Genomic DNA, 21,884 nt, shown 5'->3' with positions numbered 1-21,884 from the left:
TACGTCCACCCGACGTCGCCCCGGCCGGGTCCACCAGGTCCGGCCGGGGCGCGTCGTCGTGAGACGGCCGCGTGCCGGGGGAGTCAGCGGGCGAGCCAGCCCCCGTCGACCGCGAGCACCGTGCCGTGCACGTACGCGGCAGCCGCCGAGGCCAGGAACACGGTGGCCCCGGCGAGATCCTCGGGCCGGCCCCAGCGTCCGGCCGGGATGCGCTCCACGATCGCCCGGTCGCGTTCCGGCTGGTCCCGCAACGCCTGGGTGTTGTCGGTGGCGATGTAGCCGGGCGCGATCGCGTTGACGTTGACGCCGTGGCGTGCCCACTCGTTGGCCAGCGCCCGGGTCAGCCCGGCGATCCCCGACTTCGCCGCCGCGTAGGACGGCACGGTCACGCCGCCCTGGAAACTCAGCATCGAGGCGGTAAATATGATCTTGCCGGAGCCGCGCCGGACCATGTCCCGACCGACCTCGCGGGCGAGGACGAACGGGGCGGTGAGATCGACCTCCAGCACCTGGTCCCAGTCCTCGTCCGGGTGCGCGACGGCCGGGGCGCGGCGGATCGTGCCGGCGTTGTTGACCAGGATGTCCACCGGCCGTTCCCGCCGGCCCAGCCACCCGGCGAGCGCGTGCACGGCGGCCCGGTCGGCCAGGTCGCACCGGTGTGGCACGAACGAGCGGCCGTGCGCGGTCACCCGCGCCTCGACCTCGCTGCCGGTCTCCTCCAGGGCGGCGCTGACGCCGATCACGTCCGCGCCCGCCGCCGCCAGCGCCTCCGCCATCGCCAGGCCGATCCCGCGCCGGCAGCCGGTGACCACGGCGAGCCGGCCGTTCAGGTCGAACGGGTTCACACCCCACCTCCACAGTCCACCAGCACCTTCACGTCGCCGCCGGCGGCGAGCGCCCGGAACGCCTCGGTCACGTCGTCAAGCGGCACGATCCGGGAGATGAGCCGCGCCGCGGGCACCTCCCGGCGGTGCACCAGGCGCACCGCCTCGGCGTAGTCCTCCCGCTGGTAGACCCGTACCCCGATCACCTCCAGCTCGCGCCAGAAGATTCGGTGCAGGTCCACCTCCCGCGGCGTGGGATGGATCGCCACCACCACCAGCCGCCCGCGCACGGCGAGCAGGTCGGTCGCGAGGCGTACCCCGGTTGCCGACCCGGACGCCTCGAAGACCACGTCGGCGCCGGCGCCCTCGGTCGCCTCCTGGACGAGTCCCACCGGGTCCGCCGCCACCGGGTCCACGGCGGACAGGCCGAGGTCGACAGCGAGCGCGCGGCGTCGCGGATCGATCTCCAGCACGGTCACCGTGGCGCCGGCCGCCCGGGCGACCGCGCCGATGAGCAGACCGACCGGACCCGCGCCGATGACCACCGCGTGTTCGCCCGCCGTCAGGCGGGAACGCCGCACGTCGTGCACGGCCACCGCGGTGGGCTCGACCAGGGCAGCCTCGGCCAGTGGCAGGTCGTCCGGCAGCGGCACCACGATCCGGGCCGGCACCGTCCAGGAGCGCTGCATCGCGCCGGGGGAGTCGATGCCGACGAAGTTCAGCCGGTGACAGATGTGCTGGTGGCCGGCCCGGCAGGCGGGGCACCGACCGCACCAGTCCAGCGGCATCACCGTCACCGGCTCGCCCACCCGCCGGTCGGTGACGCCCGGGCCGATCTCCGCGACGCGACCGGACATCTCGTGCCCGATCACCGCCGGCACGTGGACCCGGTGATCCATCGCGCCGTGCGCGACGTGCAGGTCCGTGCCGCAGATGCCGGTGTACGTCACCGCGATGCGTACCTCGCCGGGGCCGGGTGGCACCTCCCGGGTGTCCTCGACGACGAACCTCCGGTCGCCGACGTAGTGCGCGCTGCGGTTCACCAAGCCTCCTCGGTCAGGTGCCAAACCTCGTGCATCGGTGCCCACCAGTGGCCGGAGCCGGGCTCGGCGAGCGATTCCTGGCAGGGGTCGGTCAGCCGCCACCACGCCTGGGTCTGCGGATCGGCGGCGATCCGACGCTGGTCCGCGTCGTGGTCGTCGCCGACGTACTCGTAGTAGCCGAACAGCAGGTCCCCGTGCAGGAAGATGCTGTAGTTGCGGATGCGCGCCGCCCCCAGCGTCCGCTCGACGCCGGGCCAGACGGCGGCGTGCAGCCGTAGGTAGGTTTCCCGGTGGTCCGGCCGCAGCCGGATCACACAGCCGTAACGTCGCACCTCATGCCTCTCCGATAGGGGTGTTCTCCGGTCGGCCGCTGGGCCAGGCGAGGTCACGTACCGGCGTCAGCAGCTTCTCGATGTCGTCGAGCAGGTCGGGATCGGGCTCGGACAGGGCCCAGCGCACGTTGCGGGCCATGTCCGCGGCGTCGGCGGAACCGACGAACGTGGTGGCGAACCGCGTCGGCGCGGCGGCGAAGCCGAGCGCGACCCGGGCGATGTCGACGCCACGTCGCGCGCACAGGTCGGCCACGGCGGTCGCGGCCCGGCGGAGATCCGGCGGGGCCGGATGCCAGTCGGGTGCGCCGCGCCGGGAGAGCAGCCCCATGGCCAGCGGGGAGGCGTTCAGCACCGCGGTGCCCCGGGCGGTGAACTCCGGCTCGGCCGTGGCCAGCGCGCGGTCCAGCAGGGTGTAGCGGCAGTACGACAGCACGGTGTCCAGCGGGACCGCCGCCGCGACCCGGCGCAACGCGGCCAGGGGATAGCCGGTCACGCCGATGAAGCGGACCTTCCCCGCCTCGCGCAGGCGGGCCAGCGCGGGCAACGTCTCGCCGATGATCTGGTCGAGGTCGCCGAACTCGATGTCGTGACACTGGACCAGGTCCAGGTGGTCGGTGCCGAGGCGGGCCAGGCTCTCCTCGACGCTGCGGACCGTGCGGGCCGCGGAGAAGTCGAACGCCGCCTCGCCGTACCGGCCGACCTTGGTGGCCAGGACGTAGCTGGCCCGGTCGACGCCACGCAGGGCGCGTCCGAGCACCGTCTCCGCGGTGGTGGCGCCGTAGTAGGGCGAGACGTCGATGATGTTCACGCCGAGTTCCAGCGTGGCGCGCACGGCCTCGATGCCGGCCCGTTCGTCGATCCGGCCGAAGACGCCGCCGAGGGGGGAGGCGCCGTACCCGAGCATCGACACGGTCAGGCCGGTGCGGCCCAGCGGACGGTATCGCATGGCGTCAGGACCCTTTCCGCGGACGGCGGGGCTGGCGACGACGGCCGGAGTCGGGCAGACGTCGGATGAATCTATAGTGGTGGGAACGGCTGCTGCCCACCGCAGGCGACGGAGCCACTTCCAGGGCACCCGGTGGGCCGGCCCGAAGGGGGCGGCAATGGCACTGACCGACGACGCGATCGCGCGGATCCGCGGCATGATCTCCAGCGGTGAGCTGCCGCCGGGCGCGCGGCTGCCACCGGAGCCGCAGCTCGCCGCGCAGATGGGCCTGTCGCGCAGCGGGGTGCGGGAGGCGGTCAAGGTGCTCGAGTCGGCCCGGGTGCTCGACGTGCGTCGCGGTGACGGCACCTACGTGACCAGCCTCGCCCCGCGGCTGCTGCTGGAGGGTCTCGGCGTCGCGGTGGAGTTGCTGCGCGACGACACGCTGCTGGAGGTGATGGAGGTCCGCCGGATGCTGGAGCCGGTGGCCACCGGCCTCGCCGCGTTGCGGATGACCGACACCGAGCTGGCGGAACTCGACCGGATCCTGCAGGACATGCGGGCCGCCGCCGACGACGCCGAGAAGCTCATCCAGTTCGACACCGCCTTCCACCACACCGTGGTCGCGACCACCGGCAACGAGACGCTCACCTCGCTGCTCGACGGGCTCTCCGGCCGTACGCTGCGGGCCCGGGTCTGGCGCGGGCTGATCGAGGCCAACGCGGCACACAAGACGATCGACGAACACCAGGCGATCTACCTCGCCCTGCGGTCGCGCGACCAGTTGCTCGCCCAGGCCACCGCGCTGATGCATGTCAACACCTCCGAGGCGTGGTTGCGGACCGTGCTCGCCGCCCAGGCGGGGGACGCCTGACCGGCCGGCTCATCTCGCCGGCCCGGGCGCGGCCGGTTCGGCCGGTGGTGTCAGGCGGTAGGTGCGCACGGCGGTGCCGGCGAAGATCTCCCGCCGGTCCCCGGGCGACAGGGGCGGCAGCGCGGCCGTCAGGGCCCGCCGCACCCCCGGGTAGTCCGACCTGAGCAGGCACACCGGCCAGTCCGAGCCAAACATCAGACGGTCCGGGCCGAACTCGTCGACGGCGACCTCGACGAACGGGCTCAGGTCGGCCGGCGACCAGTCCGGTGCCGCCTCCGTGGCCAGGCCCGACAGCTTGCCGGTGACGTTGGGACTGGCGGCCAGCGCGGCGAGCGGGTCGCGCCAGCCGGCCAGCCCGGCGGCGCCCCGGTCGATGCGCGGCTTGCCGAGGTGGTCGAGGACGAACGAGAGCTGCGGCACCGCCCGGGCCGCCCGCGCCGCGGCGGGCAGTTGGTCGGCACGGATCACCAGGTCGAACACCAGGCCGGCGTCGGCCACCTCGGCGAGCCCGCGCCGTACGTCGGGACGGTCGAGGTGGTCGGGGTCCGCCTCGCCCTGGACCTGCGACCGCACCCCGACCAGCAGCTCCCCGCCGGGCAGGTGCCGGTAGCGCCGGACGGTGGCGGAGACCTCGCCCCCGGCGATGTCGACCCAGGCCACCACGCCGAGGATCGCCGGCGTGTCCGCGGCGTGACCGAGGAACTCGGCGGCCTCGTCGGGGTGGCAACGGCCGCCCTCCACCAGCACGGTGCCGTCCACGCCGGCCGAGGCGAGTTCGGTGGTCAGGTCGGCGGGGGTGAAGGGGCGGCGGATCGCCGCCAGCGCCGGGTCGTCGAGCCAGTGGTACCCACGGTCGGGCTGCCAGAGGTGGTGATGCGCGTCGATGATCATGTGAGTGCGGCTCCGGTCGTCGCCACCGCCCACCGGGGTCCGTCGGGGAAGCGGTAGTCGGCCAGCGAGGGCGCGAGGATCTCCGCGCTCATGCCGGGGGAGCGGGGCGCGAGGTAACGGCCGTCGCGGATCCGGACCGGATCCGCGAAGTGCTCGTGCAGGTGGTCGACGTACTCGATGGCCCGGTCGGTGGTGCTGCCGGTGAGGGCGACGAAGTCGAACATGGCCAGGTGCTGCACCAGCTCGCACAGCCCCACCCCGCCGGCGTGCGGGCAGACCGGCACGCCGAACTTCGCCGCGAGCAGCAGGATGGCCAGGTTCTCGTTGACCCCGGCGACCCGGCAGGCGTCGATCTGGACCACGTCGACGGCGCAGGCCTGGAGCAGTTGCTTGAACATCACCGCGTTGTGCCCGTGTTCGCCGGTGGCCACCTTCGTCGGGGCGACGGCCGAGCGGACGGCGGCGTGCCCGAGGATGTCGTCGGGTGAGGTCGGCTCCTCGATCCAGTACGGGTCGAACGGGGCCAGTTCGCGCATCCAGCGGATCGCCTCGGGCACCCCCCACACCTGGTTCGCGTCGACCGCGATGCGCACGTCCGGCCCGACGGCCCGGCGGGCGATGCCCAGCCGGCGTACGTCGTCGGCGAGGTCCCCGCCCACCTTGAGCTTGATCAGCCGGAACCCGGCCGCGACCGCCTCCGTGCAGAGCCGGGCCAGCTTGTCGTCGTCGTAACCGAGCCAGCCCGGCGTCGTGGTGTACGCCGGGAAGCCCTCGGTCAGCAGGCGGCGCTCCCGGTCCGCCCGCCCGTCGACGGCGGCGCGCAACAGCGCCAGCGCCTCGTCCTCGGTGAGGGCGTCGCGCAGGTAGCGGAAGTCGACCTGCGCCACGAGCTGCTCCGGGGTGAGATCGGCGAGCAGTTTCCACAGCGGCTTGTCGGCCCGCCGGGCGGCGAGGTCCCAGACCGCGTTCACCAGGCCGCCGGCGGCCATGTGCACGACCCCCTTCTCCGGGCCCAGCCAGCGGATCTGGCTGTCGCCGACCAGCCGGCGCGCGAGCGCCCCGGGGTCGGCGACCAGCGCGTCGACCGGCTGGCCCTCGAGCATCGGGGCCAGCGACCGCAGGGCCCGGATCTGGATCTCGGTGCCCCGCCCCACGGTGAACACGAGGCCGTGTCCCTCGGCGCCGGCCGAGGTGCGCAGGATGACGTAGGCGGCGGAGTAGTCCGGGAACGGGTTCATCGCGTCCGAGCCGTCGCGGTGGCGCGACGTCGGGAACCGGACGTCGATGGTCTCTACGGATGTGATGTGCTCGGACAACTGTTCTCCCGGTCGGTCGAGGTGGGCTGGCTCGTCGGCGGCGCCGGACGCGGCGGTGGCGTCATGTCTGCGCCTTGCCGCCGGTGATCCGGGAGACCGTCAGGGCGACCAGGATGACGGCGCCGTTGAGGAAGTTCGTCCACTGGGCGGGCACCCCGGCGAGCGTGAGCACATTGATGATCATGAAGAGGAGCAGGACCCCGGTGAAGGCGCCGAACACGCTGCCCTTGCCGCCGTTGAGACTGACCCCGCCGATGACCGCCGCCGCGAACACCTGGAAGATGGCGCCGTCGCCCTGCGCCGCCGGCACCGCGGCGAGCCGCCCGCTGATCAGCAACCCGGCGAGCGCGGCCAGCACGCTCGCCACCACGAGGGCGGCCCACAACACCCGGTCGGTGCGGATGCCGGCCGCGCGGGCCGCGTCGGCGTTGCCGCCGATGGCGTACAACGCCCGGCCGACACGGGTGTAACCGAGCACCACGATCCCGACCGCGAACAACAGCAGCGACACCCAGATGGACGCCGGCGCGCCGAACCAGGTGGCCGAGCCGAGGTAGGTCATCGACTCCGGCAGCGCGAAGAACGTCTGACCACCGGAGATCCCGGTGAGGAGTCCGCGCAGGACGATCAGCATGCCCAGCGTCACGATGAAGCCGTTGAGGCCGAAGCGGACGATCAGCAGCCCGTTGACGGCGCCGACCAGGGCGCCGACGAGCAGGACCACCGGCACCGCCAGGCCGTCGGGCAGCACGTCGAGCCCGAGACCGCGGGTGAGCGCCGGGTCGACGACCAGCCAGGCCGCGATGCCGGGGGCCAGGCCGAACGTGGACTCCAGCGACAGGTCCATCTTGCCGGTGATCAGCACGATGGTCTGCGCCAGCACCAGGATGGCGATCTCCGACATGCTCTGGAGCACGTTGAGGAGGTTGTCGGCGCTGAGGAAGACGGGATTCACGAGCGAGCCGACGACGGCGACCGCGACGATCGCCGGCACCAGGGCCAGGTCCCGCAGGCGGGTGAGGACCAGGCTCCGTGCGGAGGGCGACGGCGGGGCCGGCGGGGACGCCCCGGCCGGCGGCGACGTCGTGGTGGACAGCGTCTCAGGCATGGTGGAGATCCACCCCTTCCATGGCGGCTACCAGCTCGTTGTCGGGCCAGCCGTGGGCCAGCTCGCGGATGACCCGCCCGGCGAACATGACCAGGACGCGGTCACAGATCCGCAGGTCGTCGAGTTCGTCGGAGACGATGAGGACGGCGGCGCCCCGGCGGCGTACCTGTTCCACCACACCAAGCAGGGTCTGCTTCGACCGCACGTCGACGCCGGCCGTCGGCGTGATGAGCACCAGCAGTTTCGGGTCGTTGGCCAACGCCCGGCCCATCACCACCTTCTGCTGGTTGCCCCCGGACAGGTCGGCGACGGGGACGTGCGGGCCGGCCGCCTTGACGGCCAGCTCGGTGATGGCGGTGCGGGCCACGGCGTCCCGGAGTCCCGGTGAGATGAGCCCACGCCGCGCGATGCGCTCCGGCACGGTCATCGTGACGTTCTCCGCGATGGACAGCAGTGGCACCATGCCCTCGCGGTGTCGGTCCTGCGGCACCAGGCCCACCCCGGCGTCGAGGGCGTCGGGCACGCTGCCCGGCCGCAGCACGCGCCCGTCGACGGCGACCGTCCCACCGGCGCGGCGGGTCAGGCCGACGATCGCCTCGGCCACCTCGACCTTGCCGCTGCCGCCGCCGCCCGCGATGCCCACCACCTCGCCGGCCCGGGTCTCCAGGGACAGTTCGGCGCCGGACGGGGTGACCAGGTCGCGGACGGACAGCAGCACGGGGGCGTCGGCCGGCAGCGGCGGGTGGTCGGCCTCCGGCAGTGTCACGTCCTCCCCGGTCATGGCCGCCACCAGGGCCGGACGGCTCAGCTCGGCCACCGGTGCGGTGAGGACGTGCCGGGCGTCGCGGAAGACCGTCACCTGGTCGCAGATCTCGTAGATCTCCTGGAGGTGGTGGCTGATGAACAGGAAGGTCACCCCGTGGGCACGCAGGTCACGGAGCCGGGTGAACAGCCGGTTGATGCCGGCGCCGTCGAGCTGCGCGGTCGGTTCGTCGAGGATGATGAACCGGGCGCCGAACGACAGCGCCCGGGCGATCTCCACGAACTGCCGCTGCTCGACCGACAGGGTCGAGGCGGGCTGCCGCACGTCCACGTCGACCGACCAGGTCGCCAGCAGGTCCTGCGCCGCGCGGCGCAGCCGCGACCAGCGGATCAGCCCGCCGCGACCGCGGTCGTGCCGGTTGAGGAACAGGTTCTCGGCCACCGTGAGCGTGGGGATGATCGTGGACTTCTGGTAGACGCAGGCCACCCGCCGCCGCCAGGCGGCCCGGTCACCGAGCGGCGGCGCGGGCCGGCCGTCGAAGGCCACCGCGCCCTCGTCCGGCGCCTGGAGGCCGGTGAGGATGCCGACAAGCGTCGACTTGCCGGCGCCGTTGCGGCCCACCAGGGCGTGCGTCTCGCCGGGCCGGACCACGATGCCGGCGTCGGAGAGGGCGGTCGTCGACCCGAAACGCTTGGTGATGTGGACGGCCTCCACGACGGGCCGGAGGTCGCCGGCCGGCCCGTCGGTCGAGGCGGGTGAGCGGACGCTCATGCGGTGTTGCCCCACAGGGACCTGTCGTCGAACTTCACTGTGGGCTCGCCCGCGACCGGCGCGCCGTCCTTCGTCACCAGCGGCGCCGGGAGCTGGTCCTCCAGCAGCCCTTCCCGCACCTGGATGATCGTGCTGTTGTGGTCGGTCGGGCCGGGCTGGAACGTCTTGCCGTCGATCGCCGCCTTCACGTACTCCAGGCCGTACCTGGCGTACAGGTCGGCGGGCTGGCTGACGGTGGCGTCGATCAGATCCCGGCCGATGTCGGCCAGCTCCTCCGGGATGCCGTCGTTGGAGACCACGAAGACGTGCTTCGGGTCGCTCGCCGGGACCTGGAGGCCGCGCTGCTTGAGGATCTGGAGCGTGCCGGAGAGCGCGAACGAGGACTGCATGTAGATGCCCTTGAGGTCCGGGTCCGACGCGAACCGGGTCTGGAGCTTGCTGGCCGCCACGTCGGCCTTCCAGTCGGTCGCCTCGCCGAACACCGTGATGCCCGGGTAGTCGGCGCGCATGCACTCGTGGAACGCCTCGGTCCGGTCCCGGCCGTTGATCGAGTCGAGGCCGCCCTGCAACATCACCACCTTGCCCTTGCCGCCGAGCTTGGTGCCGAGGAACTTGCACGCCTTGGTGCCGTAGGCGCGGTTGTCGGCGCGGATCACCATCGCCACCTCGCCGGAGTCCGGGCGGGTGTCGATGGTGACCACCGGGATCTTCTTGGCAGCCAGTTGCTGGAGCGTCGGCGCGATCGCGGCGGTGTCCTGCGGGGCCATCACCACGCCCTTGACCCCCTGGCTCATGAAGGTCTGGGCGTTCGAGATCAGGTTGGCGATGTCGTTCTGCGAGTTGGTGGTCTTCAGGGCGACGCCCAGCTCGTCGGCGAACGTCGGCACGTATTTGATGTACGAGTTCCAGAAGTCGGTGTCGGATCGGGGGTAGTCCACCCCGACGAGCGGGGCGGAGCCGCCCGAGTCGCTGTCCTTCCCCGCACCGTCGCCGCAGCCGGCGGCGAGCGTGGCCGAGGCGACGAGCGTCATCGTCAGGCCCAGCCCCAGCAGAGCTCTACGGGTCATCGTGGTCCTCCAGGTCGGAACGTCGTCCGACGCGTGTCGCCAGCACCGCCGGGGGTGCGTGACGCGCACGCGTCGGACGTGGATTCAGGGATTCAGACGGTGGCGAGGGTCCACAGCAGGTTGGTGCTGCCGTCCCAGCTCCACTGCTTGACCGGGGAACCGGAGGCGACCTGGCCGCCCCCGTCGAGCACCAGGCCGGTGGCCCGGTTGGCGATCCGGTACCGCCCGTTGCCCTGGTCGGTGAGCTGCCACTGCTGGCTGTTGCCGCCGTTCCAGGGCGCCTGCTGGGCGGCGGCGCCGTTGGTGGTCTGGCCGAAGCCGTCGACGACCATGCCGTTGGTCCGGTTGACGATCCGGTGGTACCCGGTGCCCAGGTCGACGAGCTGCCACTGGAGGTTCGTGCTGCCGTCCCAGCTCCACTGCTTCAGCGGGGAGCCGGAGGCGACGTTGCCGCCGCTGTCGAGCGCCAGGCCGTTTGTCACGTTGGTGATCCGCTGCCAGGTGGTCGAACCGCCGCCGAGCGTCGGGATCGGGCCGCTGAACGTCAGCTTGACCACGTACGCGGGCGCGTTGAACGGCGCGCCGGCGGACGGCATGGTGATCCGCAGGCCGCCGGAGTCCTGGGTGCGGGTCGGCAGGTTGACGTAGCTGCCGGCGTTGGCGTCGAGCAGTTGCACGCCGGTCAGGGTGCCGAGGTTGATCCGGCCCGACGCCAGCGTGGTGACGGTGGCCGTGCTGCCCGGCCAGCCGAGGAACGTGGCGTACAGCACCCGGTTGTCCTTGCTGCGGGTGAACCGGATGTCCCGGGCGGTGCCGGCGCGCGGGGTGCTGAACGAACCGCCGCCCATCTGGGTGGGGCCCTCGCCGTACGTCGTCCAGGCCCGGGTGGCGTAGACGGACTCGCCGAAGCGGCGCAGGTAGTCACCGATGGCGAGCAGGATGCTGCGCTGTCCGTCGGGGATGGTGCCGTCGGCCGTCGGCGCGATGTTGAGCACCATGTTGCCGTTCTTGCTGACCCGGTCGAGCAGCGAGTGCAGCATCTGGTTCAGCGAGTAGTAGCCGATCCCCACCGTGTAGCACCAACTGGAGCTGCTGATGCTGTCGTCGGTGAGCCAGTACGGCTGACGCAGTGCGGCGGGACCACCGCGCTCGTAGTCGAAGACCGTGCCGCCGAGGTCCAACCCGTCCTTGTAGGTGGCGACGACCTCCTTGTTCCACGCCACGGCCCGGTTGTAGTAGTAGGCCAGGAACCGCAGCCGCTGCGCCTCGCTGATCCGGCTGAGGTTGAAGTCCTGCCAGATCATGTCCGGCTGGGCCTGGTCGATGACCTCGCGGAGCTTGTCGTACCAGAGCTGCTCCTCCGCCGCGGTGCCCAGTTGCCCGTAGAGCTTGCGCAGGCTGGCGTCGGACTGCTGCGGCGCCCACTGGTAGAAGCCGGTGAAGTTGTACGCGTGGTGCATGGCGACCATGACCTTGAGGCCGCGGGCCCGGATGGCGTCGGTGTGCAGGCGGAGCAGGTCCAGCCGTGGGCCGCGGGCCACCGAGTTCCACTCGTTGACCTGGCTGTTCCACATGGAGAAGCCGTCGTGGTGCTCGGCCACCGGCCCGGCGAACTTGGCGCCGGCGTCGGCGAACAACTGGGCCCACTCGCCGGGGTCGAAGTTGCCGCCGGCCGAGCGCAGCCGGGGGGCGAACTGCACGAACCGGCCCGACCGGTCGTTCGCGCCGTTGATGAAGTGGTGGTACGGCCAGACCGACGGGTCACCGTAGACGGACTTGTGGTGGTTGTTCTCGTTGGAGCCGTTGTTGTACATGTTGCGCGGGTACCACTCGTTGGCGTACGCCGGAACGCTGAACGCTCCCCAGTGGAAGTAGACGCCGAACTTGGCGTCCTGGAACCACTCCGGCGCGGCCGGGTGCTGACCGACCGACGCCCACGTCTCGGCGTAGCTGGCGGGTCCGGGGATGGCGGCGGCGGCGGACCCGGGACGGAGGACGCCGCCGACGGCGGCCGCGGCGCCGCCGGCACCGAGAGCGGCCAGGAGCGAACGGCGGGTGAGGTGGGGACGGGACATGGTGATCCCTCCGAAAGCGGTGGTGGGTGAGGGGGCTCACATGACTGAGACATCAGACGTTAAGCGTTACATCTGCGTAACGTCAACGTTTTGGTCCCGTGGACAGCGGCCAATTGGAAGGCCATACGTCTTATGAATGCCGCGCCGACGTTGCCACCTGCGTTAACGCTAACATCGACGTGTCTAAAAGTTGCACGACGACGGGGCGCGGTGCTGCGGAGACCGGGTGAGAGGACGGCTCCGACCGGCTTCGGTGCGGCCGTGGCGGGCGCGGGCGCCCCCCGGCCGCTGCCTCAACCGCTCCGGACGGTGGTCAGATCGGCCAGCCCGGAGATGGTGAGCAGCGGCTCCAGCAGCGGACTGGCGACGAGCGCGATGCGTTCGGCGTGCGGGAACAGCACGGCCAGGCCGGCGCTGTCGAGATATTCCACCGCGGTCAGGTCCACCACGAGGGGGTCGCCGTCGGGTCGGACGGCGTCGTCGAGCGCGGCGGCGAAGTCGGCCGCGTTGCTCATGTCGATCTCGCCGACCGCGGTCAGCACGCGCCCCCCGTCGGGGTCGCTGCCGGTGGTGAGCGTCAGGGCCGTGCTCATCGGATGATCCTTGCCTGCATGTCGACGGTGGTGCCGGTGGCCCCCGGGGTCACCGTGATGGAGTCCATCAGAGCACGCATGAGCACCAGCCCGCGGCCCCGGTGCGGGTCCGACGGCCGGTCCCGGTCCCGCCAGTGCCCGCTGTCGGTGACGCTCAGCCGCAGCGCGTCGGCGGTGGCGGCGGCGCGCAGCCGGATCCGCCCGCCGGGACTGTCCCGGTGGCCGTGCTCGACCGCGTTGGCGCACGCCTCACCGGCGGCCACCAGGACGTTGTAGGAGTGCGCCGGGGCCAGCCCGCACCGGTCCAGCCACCCGCGCAACGCGGTGCGCACCTCGGCCAGCCGCGACGACTCGGCGGGGAAGTCCAACTCCAGCGGCCCGGGGTGGCGGTAGAGGAGCAGAGCCACGTCGTCGTCGTACCCGCCTTCCGGGGTGAGCTGAGCCATCACCTCGGTGGCCAGCGCCTCGACCGGGATGCCCCGGCCCTCCTGGATCGCCGCGGTGGCCCGGCCGATGCCGGCGGTCAGCGGCTGACGGCGCCGTTCGACCAGGCCGTCGGTGTAGAGCATGAGCGTGGCCCGGGCCGGCACGGTGATCTCGGCCTCCGGGCGTTCCCGCCCGGTGCGGACCGCGAGCGGCCGGGACCGGCCCTGGTCGAGGAACTCGGGCGTGCCGTCGGGATGCACCACGATGGCCGGTGGATGCCCCGCGCTGGAGTAGCGCAGTCGGCCCGTCGCCGGGTCCAGCACACCGCAGAGGACGGTCGCGCACTGCGCGCCCGGGAGCAGGGCGGCGAACCGGTCCAGGGCCATCAGCGTCTGGGCGGGGCTGGCGTCCTGCAACAGCAGCGCTCGGCAGGCGCTGCGCAACTGCCCCATCACGGTGGCGGCCCGCAGGCCGTGGCCGACGCAGTCGCCGACCACGATGGCGATGCGTCCGTCCGGCAGCTCGACCGTGTCGTACCAGTCGCCGCCGACCTTGAGCGGAAGCGACGCGGGGGCGTAGCGCACGGCGAAGCCGGCGGGAAGCTGGGACGGTCCGAGAATCGCCCGTTGCAGGGCCAGGGCGGTTTCGCGTTGCTGGTCGATCTGGTGCACGCGGTGCAGCCCCTGGGCGACGTGGCCGGCGAGCAGCGCCAGCAGCGTCTGGTCCTGCTCGGTGAAGGGCCGCTTCTCGCCCAGGTCGATCCAGAGCGCCATGGTGCCGTCCGGATGCTCCAGCGCGATGCCGGCACCGTGCGCCGGCGTCGCCACCGGGGTCAGCAGCGGCGTGTCCCGCAACGCGAGCAGCGCCTGCCGGCGTTCGTCGGGCAGCGTGTCCCACCGCAGCAGGGGGTCGGTCGCGGTGACGCCGGGCCCGGGGGAGTCGCCGAAGACGGCGGTGACCACGCCGGCGGCGCGCCACAGCTTGCGCATCTCGTCCAGCACCCCGTGCAGGGCGTCGGTGAGATCGTCCGCCTGCGACAGTCGCAGGCTCAGCCCGGCCAGGGCGGTCTCCCGCTGCACGGCGTAGTGCTCGGTGGTGACGTCGCGGAACGTGCCCACGATGACCCGGCGTCCGGTGTCCGGGTCGTCGACCTGGTTGAACGCGGTCGCGATCCAGAGCCGGTGCCCGTCGCGGTGGGTCACCGGCACGGTGAAGGCGCCCTTCGTCTGGTCGATCAGCACCGAGAACGCGGCGGACACCTGACGGTGTGCCTCGGGCTCGGCCTCCGGGTCCGGCCACCACGGCTGCACCGGCAGGTAGGGCAGGCTCTCCGGCCCGTAGCCGAGGATGTCGGTGAACGCCGCGTTGATCTCGACGACCGCGCCGGCCTCGTCGCAGACGAAGAACGCCTCCTGCAACGAGTCGATGAGCGCGGTGCGCCAGCGGGCATGGTGGTTGCGCAGCCGGGCCAGCTCCACGTTCGCCCGCACCCGGGCCAGCAGCTCGGCGGCCGGGAACGGCTTGACCAGGTAGTCGTCCGCGCCGGCCTCCAGCCCCTCGATCGAAGCCTCCTGCCCGGCGCGGGCGGACAGCAGCAGCACCGGCGTGCCGGCGGTCCGGGAGTCGGCCCGCAGCGCGGCCACCAGTTGCAGGCCGTCCAGCCGGGGCATCATCACGTCGCTGACCACCAGGTCCGGCGTCTGGGTGCGGGCGGCCTCCAGCGCCTCCTGGCCGTCGGCCACGGCCCGCACCCGGTGCCCGGCCGAGCGCAGCAGGCGGGTGAGGTACTCGCGCATGTCGGCGTTGTCGTCGGCGACCAGGACCCGGGCCGGGACCTGCCCCGGCCGGGCCGGCGCGGGACCCTCGACCGGTGTCGCGTCCTCCGGGACGACCTCGGCCGTCGGTTCGCCGGGCAGCCAGCGCAGCGCCTCCTGCACGAACGGCTCGGCGGAGAGCGGCACGCGGCCGGAGCCGGCCGCGGCGATCGAGTCGGCCGGCAGGTGGGCGTCGCCGAACGGCAGCCGGACCGTGAACGCGGTGCCGCGGCCCACCGTGCTGCTGGCGGTGATGGTGCCGCCGTGCAGCGTGACCAGCTCCTTGACCAGGGCCAGCCCGATGCCGCTGCCCTCGTCGGAGCGGGAGCGGGCGTTCTCGATGCGGTGGAACCGCTCGAACAGCCGGGGCATCTCCTCCTCGGCGACGCCGATGCCGGTGTCGACCACCCGCAGCACGGCCTGCCCGTGCTCGGCGCGCAGCTCGACCCGCACGGTGCCGTCGAAGGTGAACTTCAGGGCGTTGCTGAGCAGGTTGAGCACCACCTTCTCCCACATGCCGGGGTCGATGTGCACCGGCCCGGGCAGGGCCGGGCAGTCGACCTCGAAGGTCAGGCCGGCGCGTTCGATCGCCGAGCGGAAGACGCTGGCCAGGTCGGCGGTCACCGCGGCGAGGTCCACCGGCTGGTAGCGGGCCTGCATCCGGCCGGCCTCGATCCGGGAGAAGTCGAGCAGGCTGTTGACCAGCTTGCCCAGGCGCAGCCCGTTGCGTCGGATGACCTCCAGCTCCTCGCGGATCGGCCCGTCGGCGTCCCGTAGCCGGCCGCGCAACTCGTCCACCGGTCCCATGATCAGCGTCAGCGGGGTGCGGAACTCGTGGCTGATGTTGGAGAAGAAGGCGGTCTTCGCCCGGTCCAACTCGGCGAGTTCCTCGGCCCGCCGCTGCTGGGCCTGGTAGCTGCGGGCGCTGGCGATCCCGGTCGCCACGTGCCCGGCGGTCAGTTCCACGAACCCGCGGTAGCCGTCGTCGAGAGCCCGGTAGCGGTTGAGCCCGGCCACCAGGAACCCGTACGGCGTGTCGCCCTGCTGGCGCAGCGGCACCAGCAACGCCTCGGTCGGCGGGTCCGGCCAGGCGCCCGTCGGCAGGCCGCGGAACACGGCGGCGTCCAGCGGCACCCGGACCAGGTCCCCCTCGGTCACCGCCCGTGCCGGCCAGACCGCGTCGGGGTCGTCGAGCGACAGCGTGGCCGGCGCCGCCGGATGGCCGGCGGCGAACCCGGTCGCCTCCGCCAACCGCGCGTCGCCCTCGTCACCGAACAGGTACGTCAGCGTGAACGGCAGGTCGTGCGCGTTGCGCCCCAACTGGCGACCGGCGAAGGCGAGCGTCTCCTGCTCGGTGCGGATCACGCTCGGGTCGGAGCCGAGGTCCCGCAGGGTGGCCATCCGGCGCTCGCCGATGACCCGCTCGGTCTCCTCGCTGACCACGCAGAGCATCCCGACCAGCGTGCCGTCGTCGTCGCGCAGCGGGCTGTAGGAGAACGTGTGGTAGGTCTCCTCCCGGTAGCCGGCGCGTTCCAGGAACAGCAGCAGCCCCTCGTCCCAGGTCGCCTCGCCGGTGCGCAGCACGGTGTCGATGCGGGGGCCGATGTCGGCCCAGATCTCCGCCCACACCTCGTTCGCCGGTCGGCCCAACGCCCACGGGTACTTGCGGCCCAGCGTGTCGCGGCGGTATGCGGCGTTGCAGAAGAACGTCAGCTCGGGGCCCCAGGCCATCCACATCGGGAAGCGGGAGGAGAGCAGGATGCGCACCGCCGTCCGCAGGCTCTGCGGCCACGCGTCGGGCTGCCCCAGCGGATGGGCCGACCAGTCGACCCGGGCCAGTTCCGGGCCGATCTCACCGTCGACGGCGAACACGTCGGCACGTGTCCGCGGGTCGGTGCCAGCGCCGGTCATCGCCCGAGTCTCCCTCACCACAGCAGATCCCGCTCGTCCAGGTCGAGGCACCACCGTGGGCGACAAATCCGGATACAACCTGTCATCGAGTCGCCCGAACGGCCCCTCAGAGTAGCTCTCCGTTCCGGTCTTGCCCTCAGGGCGTCCCCGCCATGCCACCGACCGCCGTCGGGAGTGCCACAATCCCGGCCGCTGCCCGCCCGGTCGCTGCGACGCTTCGCGTCGTCGCCGGCCGAGGCGTGGGTGTGCGCGGACCGGAGCGCGCTGCCGGACGCCACCGATGGTGAGGGAGAGGGCCGGAAAACAGCGATGGCAGGGAGACACCCTCCCTGCCACCTCTAACGTATATCGCACCCCGGGGCTTGCCGCAAGACCCCGATCATGCCGCAGAATCGTCGGCCGGACGCGGATGAGCTGGAAAAACGGGGGCATGACGATGGCCGGACGCTACGTGGTCGGGTTCGACGAGATCGACGAGAGGCAGGTCGCCACCGTCGGTGGCAAGGGCGCACACCTGGGGGCGCTGTCGCGGCTCGACGGGGTGAGCGTGCCGCCCGGCTTCTGCGTGACCACCGACGCGTACCGGCGGGCCGTGGCGGACCTGCCGGCGCTCGACGGGTCCCTGGACCGGCTCTCCCGGCTGCGCCCGGACGACCGCGAGGCGATCCGGACGGTCAGCGCCGAGATCCGCCGCGTCGTCGAGGAGGCGGCCGTCCCGGGCGAGGTCGCGGCAGCGATCGGTGCGGCGCTGGCCGGGTTCGGCGCGCACGCCGCCTACGCGGTGCGGTCCAGCGCGACGGCCGAGGACCTGCCGACGGCCTCCTTCGCCGGCCAGCAGGACACCTACCTGAACGTGATGGGCCCGGACGAGATTCGCACGCACGTCGCCCGGTGCTGGGCGTCGCTGTTCACCGAGCGGGCGGTGACCTACCGCCTCCGCAACGGCATCGACCACCGTACGGTGCACATGGCCGTGGTGGTGCAGCGGATGGTGCTTCCCGATGTGGCGGGGATTCTGTTCACCGCCGACCCGGTCAGCGGGCACCGGAAGGTCGCCTCGGTGGAGGCCGGGTTCGGTCTGGGCGAGGCCCTGGTCTCCGGCCTGGTCACCCCGGACCTGTTCACGGTGCGCGACGACCGGGTCCGCTCCCGGACCATCGCCACCAAGCCGCGGGCCGTCCGCGCCGTCCCGGGCGGCGGGACGCGGACCGAGGCGGTCGATCCGGCCCGTCGGGAGCAACCCGCGCTGACGGACGAGCAGGTGGTCCGTCTCGTCCGGCTCGGGCGGCGGATCGAGGCGCGGTTCGGCGGCCCGCAGGATGTGGAGTGGGCCCTGGCCGACGGCGACCTCCACATCCTCCAGAGCCGCCCGATCACCACGCTGTTCCCGGTCCCGGTGGTCGACGACGGGCAGAACCACGTCTACCTCTCGGTCGGCCACCAGCAGATGATGACCGACGCGATGAAGCCGCTGGGGCTGTCGATGTGGCGGCTGACCGCCATGGCGCCGATGCACGAGGCCGGTGGCCGGCTGTTCGTCGACGCCACCCGGCACCTGGCCACACCGGCGGGCCGGGCCGCCTTCCTGGACCTGATGACCAGATCGGATCCGCTGACCAGGGACGCGCTGGAGACGATCCTGGACCGCGGTGACGTCGTGCCGACACTGCCCGACGACGGCCCCGCCGGTCCGCCCCCCGGGCTGCCGTCGGCGACGATCGAGACCGACCCGGCCGTCGTCACGGCCCTGATCGAGCAGAGTCGGGCCAGCATCGCCGCGCTGCGCCGCGACATCGGCACCCGGACCGGGCCGGCGCTGTTCGACTTCCTGGTGGCGGAGGCGTTCCCGGAGCACAAGCGGGCCCTCGTCGACCCGGTCAACATGCAGGCGATCATGGCCGGCATGGAGGCCACCTGGTGGCTCAACGACAAGCTGGGGGAGTGGCTGGGCGAGCGGAACGCCGCCGACACGCTCACGCTGTCCGCCCCCGGCAACGTCACCTCGGAGATGGGGCTGGCGCTGCTCGACGTCGCCGACGTCATCCGCCCCCACCCCGAGGTGGTGGCGTTCCTGCGGGACGCCGCGGACGACGACGGCTTCCTGGACGAGCTGCCGAAACTGCCGGGCGGACGCGAGGCACGCGACGCCCTCCAGGACTACCTCGACCGGTACGGCATGCGGTGCGTCGGCGAGATCGACATCACCCGACCACGGTGGAGCGAGCGCCCGGCCACCCTCGTACCGCTGATCCTCGACCACGTCCGGAACGTCGCGCCCGGCGCCGCCGGACGGCGCTTCGCGGAGGGCCGGCAGGCGGTCCGGCGGAAGGCCCGGGAGGTGCTCGACCGGCTCCGGGCCCTGCCGGACGGGGACCGCAAGGCCGACGAGACCCAACGGATGATCGACCGGGTCCGGACCTTCATCGGCTACCGCGAGTACCCGAAGTACGGCATCGTGAGCCGTTACCTCGTCTACAAGCAGGCGCTGATGGCGGAGGCCGACCGGCTGGTACGGGACGGTGTGCTGCCCGACCGGGAGGACGTCTTCTTCCTGACCTTCGACGAGTTCCGGGACGCGGTGCGGACGCGCCGGGTGGACGCGCGGCTCATCCGCGAGCGCGCGGAGGCGTTCCGGTTCCACCAGGCGCTCACGCCACCCCGCGTGCTCACCTCGGACGGCGAGGCGGTCCACGGGGCGTACCGGCGTGACGACGTGCCGAGCGGCGCGCTGGCCGGCGTGCCGGTGTCGACCGGCACGGTGGAGGGGCGGGCCCGGATCGTCCTCGACCTGGCCGGCGCGGACGTCGAACCGGGCGACATCCTCGTCACGGTCCACACCGACCCGAGCTGGACGCCGCTGTTCGTCGCCGTGGCCGGCCTGGTGACGGAGGTGGGCGGCCCGATGACCCACGGCGCGGTCATCGCCCGGGAGTACGGCCTGCCGGCCGTCGTGAACGTGCCGCGGGCCACCCGGCTGATCCGCGACGGGCAGCGGATCCGGGTGCACGGCTCCGGCGGGTACGTCGAGCTGCTGACCTGAGGGGGCTCAGGCGGCGCCGCGGTCGACCAGGCTGAACGTGGTGTCGATCGGGGCGTCGCCCATCTCCTGGACGTAGATCTCCTTCTCGGTGTCCTCCCACTGCACCACGCCGTACTTGTCGCTGATGATCGAGTAGGAGGTGCGGCCCTTGTCGTCCTTGCCCTCGCGGGTGATGCTGAACACGGTGGCCCCGGTGGGTTCGCACTCGGCGCCCACCAGGGACGCGTACCCCTCGGGGTCGAGCTTGACGCCGAGGCACGGACGGTGCGCGATGTCCGGGTTCACCGACTTGATCATAAAGTCGACGCCTACCGGTTCGAGCACGAAGAGCGCGTCCTTGCCGGTGCCGTCGCCGACCGTCAGCTCACCGTCGAACGGCAGCGACAGGTCCCGGTCGATCTCCACCACGTGCAGCAGGACCCGCCGCTGCCCGGCCAGCATGGCCCGGGTCCGGTCGGCCGACGCCGAGGGCGATCCGCCCGGGGTCCGGGACGCCGTCGCGGAGGGCGTGCCGCCGGTGGTCGGCCCGCCGGCCGCCGGCGACGTGGACGGCGTGCCGCCGCTGGTCGGCGAACCGCTGCCGGCGGAGCCGGTGGGCGTCGAACCGGACCGGTCGCCCACCAGGTCCGCGCCGTACAGCGCGGCCGGCACCAGCACCGCCATCACGGCGGCGCCGGCGGCCATCCCGATGAGTCGGCGGCGCCGCGTCGTGGCCGTGCCCGGGTCCGCCGGGACGCCCCGGTCCGCGCCGTCGGGGCCGCCTCCCGGTGCGGGACCGGCTTTCGCTCCCGCGCCGGCGGCGGGGCCGACACCGGGGCCGCTCTCCGCTGCCGCGCCGGGCACTGTCGGCCCGGCGGTCCGGACGGCGGCCCCGCTCGGCGGCGAGGCCGCGGTCAAGAGGCCGTCGAGCAGGTCGCGGGCCGTCGGCCGGGCGGTCGGCTCCTTCTCCAGCGCCCGGGAGACCAGCTCCCGCAGCGGGCCGTCCAGACCGGTCAGGTCCGGCGGCTGGGTCATGATCCGCATCGCGGTGGCGGTGGCGGACTCGCCCCCGAACGGCGTCCGGCCGGTCGCGGCGAAGGCGACCACGGCGCCCCAGGCGAAGATGTCCGCGGCCGGGCCCGTGCGTTGGCCGGATGCGCTCTCGAACCGCTCCGGAGCCATGTACGCGACGGTGCCGACCATCTGGTCGGTCCGGGTGTGCTGGCTCGTGGCCTCGAACGCGCGGGCGATGCCGAAGTCGATGACCTTGATCCCGCCGGGCGCGACCAGGACGTTGGCGGGTTTCAGGTCCCGGTGGATCACGCCGGCGCCGTGGATGGCGGTGAGCGCGGTGGCCACCCCGACCGCGATGCCGTGCACGCCGGCCGCCGTCATCGGTCCCCGGTCCCGGACCACCTGCACCAGGCTGGGCCCGTCGACGTACTCCACCACCAGGTACGGCGGGTCGTGGTCCGGGTCGGCGTCCAGCACCTCGGCGGTGCAGAACGGCGGCACCTGGCGGGCCCGGTTCACCTCGCTGCGGAACCGGCCCCGGAACTCGTCGTGGTGGGACAGTTCGGCGCGGACCACCTTGACCGCCACCTGCCGGCCCTGCGGCGACCGGGCCAGGAACACGCTGCCCATGCCGCCCTCGCCGAGCCGGCCGAGCAGTTCGTAACCACCGAGCCGGACCGGGTCACCGGGACGCAGTCCCTCGCTCACTCCGGGCCTCCGCAGGCCGCAACCGTCCCGCGAACCGACACGCCTGTCACGCAGTTCCCCTTCGGACGCCCCGATGACCGCCCGCAGCCTACCGTCCGTCCCGGGCCTGCCCGGCGTGCGGCGTCCCGTCCACGGCGACCGGGTCCGCCCGTGATCCGGCCGCCGCCCCGTGGGACCGGGCGGCGGCCGGATCGGCTCAGCGGTAGCCGGCGGCCACGACGTTGGCCTGGACCGCGTTCTCCGTCGCGTCCGAGGGGTAGCCGGCCACCATGGCCCCCTCGTAGAACGTGCCGACGCTCTGGTTCCTGTTGTCGATGCAGCAGTCGCCGCCGCTGCCCAGGATGATCGCGCCCTGCTTCTTCATCGGGCTGTAGCCGGGGGGAAGCGACCCGTCGTAGAGCGTGTACAGG

16 protein-coding genes are annotated in these 21,884 nt (G+C 72.8%); 2 read left to right on the top strand and 14 right to left on the bottom strand.

Annotated features, from left to right (window positions below; genetic code table 11):
• Positions 1-83: 83 nt before the first annotated feature.
• Genes AB0B02_RS10635 through AB0B02_RS10620 form a run of 4 tightly spaced genes read right to left on the bottom strand, consistent with a single transcriptional unit; the run spans position 84 to position 3,145 of the window.
• Positions 84-845, bottom strand: coding sequence for an SDR family oxidoreductase (locus AB0B02_RS10635; protein WP_357299149.1), 762 nt, complete (start codon positions 843-845; stop codon positions 84-86).
• Positions 842-1,867, bottom strand: a complete 1,026-nt coding sequence (locus AB0B02_RS10630; protein ID WP_281942206.1) for an alcohol dehydrogenase catalytic domain-containing protein — start codon at positions 1,865-1,867, stop codon at positions 842-844. Before AB0B02_RS10630 ends, AB0B02_RS10635 begins: the two co-directional genes overlap by 4 nt.
• Positions 1,864-2,199, bottom strand: a complete 336-nt coding sequence (locus AB0B02_RS10625; RefSeq protein ID WP_357299144.1) for an L-rhamnose mutarotase — start codon at positions 2,197-2,199, stop codon at positions 1,864-1,866. Before AB0B02_RS10625 ends, AB0B02_RS10630 begins: the two co-directional genes overlap by 4 nt.
• A gap of 1 nt (position 2,200) precedes the next feature.
• Complete coding sequence (locus AB0B02_RS10620; RefSeq protein WP_357299140.1) at positions 2,201-3,145, bottom strand: aldo/keto reductase; 945 nt, start codon at positions 3,143-3,145, stop codon at positions 2,201-2,203.
• A 157-nt stretch (positions 3,146-3,302) separates the two neighbouring features.
• On the opposite strand from AB0B02_RS10620, the gene AB0B02_RS10615 reads away from it, so the two are divergent.
• Positions 3,303-3,998, top strand: a complete 696-nt coding sequence (locus AB0B02_RS10615) for a FadR/GntR family transcriptional regulator (protein WP_281942200.1) — start codon at positions 3,303-3,305, stop codon at positions 3,996-3,998.
• A gap of 9 nt (positions 3,999-4,007) precedes the next feature.
• Here the strand turns inward: AB0B02_RS10615 and AB0B02_RS10610 are convergent, their stop codons facing one another.
• The 8 genes from AB0B02_RS10610 to AB0B02_RS10575 all read right to left on the bottom strand — a co-directional run bounded on the left by AB0B02_RS10610 (position 4,008) and on the right by AB0B02_RS10575 (position 16,733).
• Complete coding sequence (locus AB0B02_RS10610; protein WP_357299137.1) at positions 4,008-4,889, bottom strand: amidohydrolase family protein; 882 nt, start codon at positions 4,887-4,889, stop codon at positions 4,008-4,010.
• Entirely contained in the window at positions 4,886-6,205 is a 1,320-nt protein-coding gene (locus AB0B02_RS10605) for an enolase C-terminal domain-like protein (RefSeq protein WP_357299135.1), read from the bottom strand. The genes AB0B02_RS10610 and AB0B02_RS10605 overlap by 4 nt, the downstream gene beginning before the upstream one ends.
• A gap of 61 nt (positions 6,206-6,266) precedes the next feature.
• Positions 6,267-7,313, bottom strand: a complete 1,047-nt coding sequence (locus AB0B02_RS10600; RefSeq protein WP_281942193.1) for an ABC transporter permease — start codon at positions 7,311-7,313, stop codon at positions 6,267-6,269.
• Positions 7,306-8,847, bottom strand: a complete 1,542-nt coding sequence (locus AB0B02_RS10595) for a sugar ABC transporter ATP-binding protein (RefSeq protein ID WP_357299132.1) — start codon at positions 8,845-8,847, stop codon at positions 7,306-7,308. The genes AB0B02_RS10600 and AB0B02_RS10595 overlap by 8 nt, the downstream gene beginning before the upstream one ends.
• Positions 8,844-9,914, bottom strand: coding sequence for a sugar ABC transporter substrate-binding protein (locus tag AB0B02_RS10590; protein ID WP_281942189.1), 1,071 nt, complete (start codon positions 9,912-9,914; stop codon positions 8,844-8,846). The genes AB0B02_RS10595 and AB0B02_RS10590 overlap by 4 nt, the downstream gene beginning before the upstream one ends.
• 92 nt (positions 9,915-10,006) lie before the next feature.
• Positions 10,007-11,989: an alpha-L-fucosidase gene (locus AB0B02_RS10585; RefSeq protein WP_281942187.1), complete on the bottom strand. Its 1,983-nt coding sequence runs from the start codon at positions 11,987-11,989 to the stop codon at positions 10,007-10,009.
• Positions 11,990-12,282: 293 nt separating this feature from the next.
• A complete protein-coding gene (locus AB0B02_RS10580) occupies positions 12,283-12,582 on the bottom strand; it encodes an STAS domain-containing protein (RefSeq protein WP_281942186.1) in 300 nt (99 codons plus the stop codon).
• Positions 12,579-16,733 (bottom strand): SpoIIE family protein phosphatase, encoded by a 4,155-nt coding sequence (locus AB0B02_RS10575; protein WP_357299125.1) that lies wholly within the window; start codon positions 16,731-16,733, stop codon positions 12,579-12,581. The genes AB0B02_RS10580 and AB0B02_RS10575 overlap by 4 nt, the downstream gene beginning before the upstream one ends.
• Before the next feature lie 430 nt (positions 16,734-17,163).
• Between AB0B02_RS10575 and rph the strand changes: the two genes are divergently transcribed.
• Positions 17,164-19,773 carry a rifamycin-inactivating phosphotransferase gene (gene rph, locus AB0B02_RS10570; protein ID WP_357299123.1) on the top strand — a complete coding sequence of 870 codons (2,610 nt, stop codon included), beginning with the start codon at positions 17,164-17,166 and terminating at the stop codon, positions 19,771-19,773.
• 6 nt (positions 19,774-19,779) lie between these two features.
• On the opposite strand, the gene AB0B02_RS10565 is transcribed toward rph, so the two are convergent.
• Positions 19,780-21,474 carry a serine/threonine-protein kinase gene (locus AB0B02_RS10565; protein ID WP_281942182.1) on the bottom strand — a complete coding sequence of 565 codons (1,695 nt, stop codon included), beginning with the start codon at positions 21,472-21,474 and terminating at the stop codon, positions 19,780-19,782.
• Positions 21,475-21,670: 196 nt separating this feature from the next.
• Positions 21,671-21,884 (bottom strand): arabinofuranosidase catalytic domain-containing protein (locus AB0B02_RS10560; RefSeq protein WP_357299117.1); only part of this gene is annotated, 214 nt, incomplete at its 5' end.

It is taken from the genome of Micromonospora sp. NPDC049240 (assembly GCF_040647835.1).
In the GTDB taxonomy this organism is placed as follows: domain Bacteria; phylum Actinomycetota; class Actinomycetes; order Mycobacteriales; family Micromonosporaceae; genus Micromonospora.
Note: the sequence above shows the minus strand (reverse complement) of the source record. Positions and strands in the feature narration are given on the sequence as shown.

Bases quoted from the DNA above. Each gene is read 5' to 3' on its own strand.
- AB0B02_RS10620 (WP_357299140.1), bottom strand. From the start codon at position 3,145: ATGCGATACCGTCCGCTGGGCCGCACCGGCCTGACCGTGTCGATGCTC.
- AB0B02_RS10615 (WP_281942200.1), top strand. From the start codon at position 3,303: ATGGCACTGACCGACGACGCGATCGCGCGGATCCGCGGCATGATCTCC.
- AB0B02_RS10610 (WP_357299137.1), bottom strand. From the start codon at position 4,889: ATGATCATCGACGCGCATCACCACCTCTGGCAGCCCGACCGTGGGTAC.
- AB0B02_RS10600 (WP_281942193.1), bottom strand. From the start codon at position 7,313: ATGCCTGAGACGCTGTCCACCACGACGTCGCCGCCGGCCGGGGCGTCC.
- AB0B02_RS10595 (WP_357299132.1), bottom strand. From the start codon at position 8,847: ATGAGCGTCCGCTCACCCGCCTCGACCGACGGGCCGGCCGGCGACCTC.
- AB0B02_RS10590 (WP_281942189.1), bottom strand. From the start codon at position 9,914: ATGACCCGTAGAGCTCTGCTGGGGCTGGGCCTGACGATGACGCTCGTC.
- AB0B02_RS10585 (WP_281942187.1), bottom strand. From the start codon at position 11,989: ATGTCCCGTCCCCACCTCACCCGCCGTTCGCTCCTGGCCGCTCTCGGT.
- AB0B02_RS10580 (WP_281942186.1), bottom strand. From the start codon at position 12,582: ATGAGCACGGCCCTGACGCTCACCACCGGCAGCGACCCCGACGGGGGG.
- AB0B02_RS10575 (WP_357299125.1), bottom strand. From the start codon at position 16,733: ATGACCGGCGCTGGCACCGACCCGCGGACACGTGCCGACGTGTTCGCC.
- rph (WP_357299123.1), top strand. From the start codon at position 17,164: ATGACGATGGCCGGACGCTACGTGGTCGGGTTCGACGAGATCGACGAG.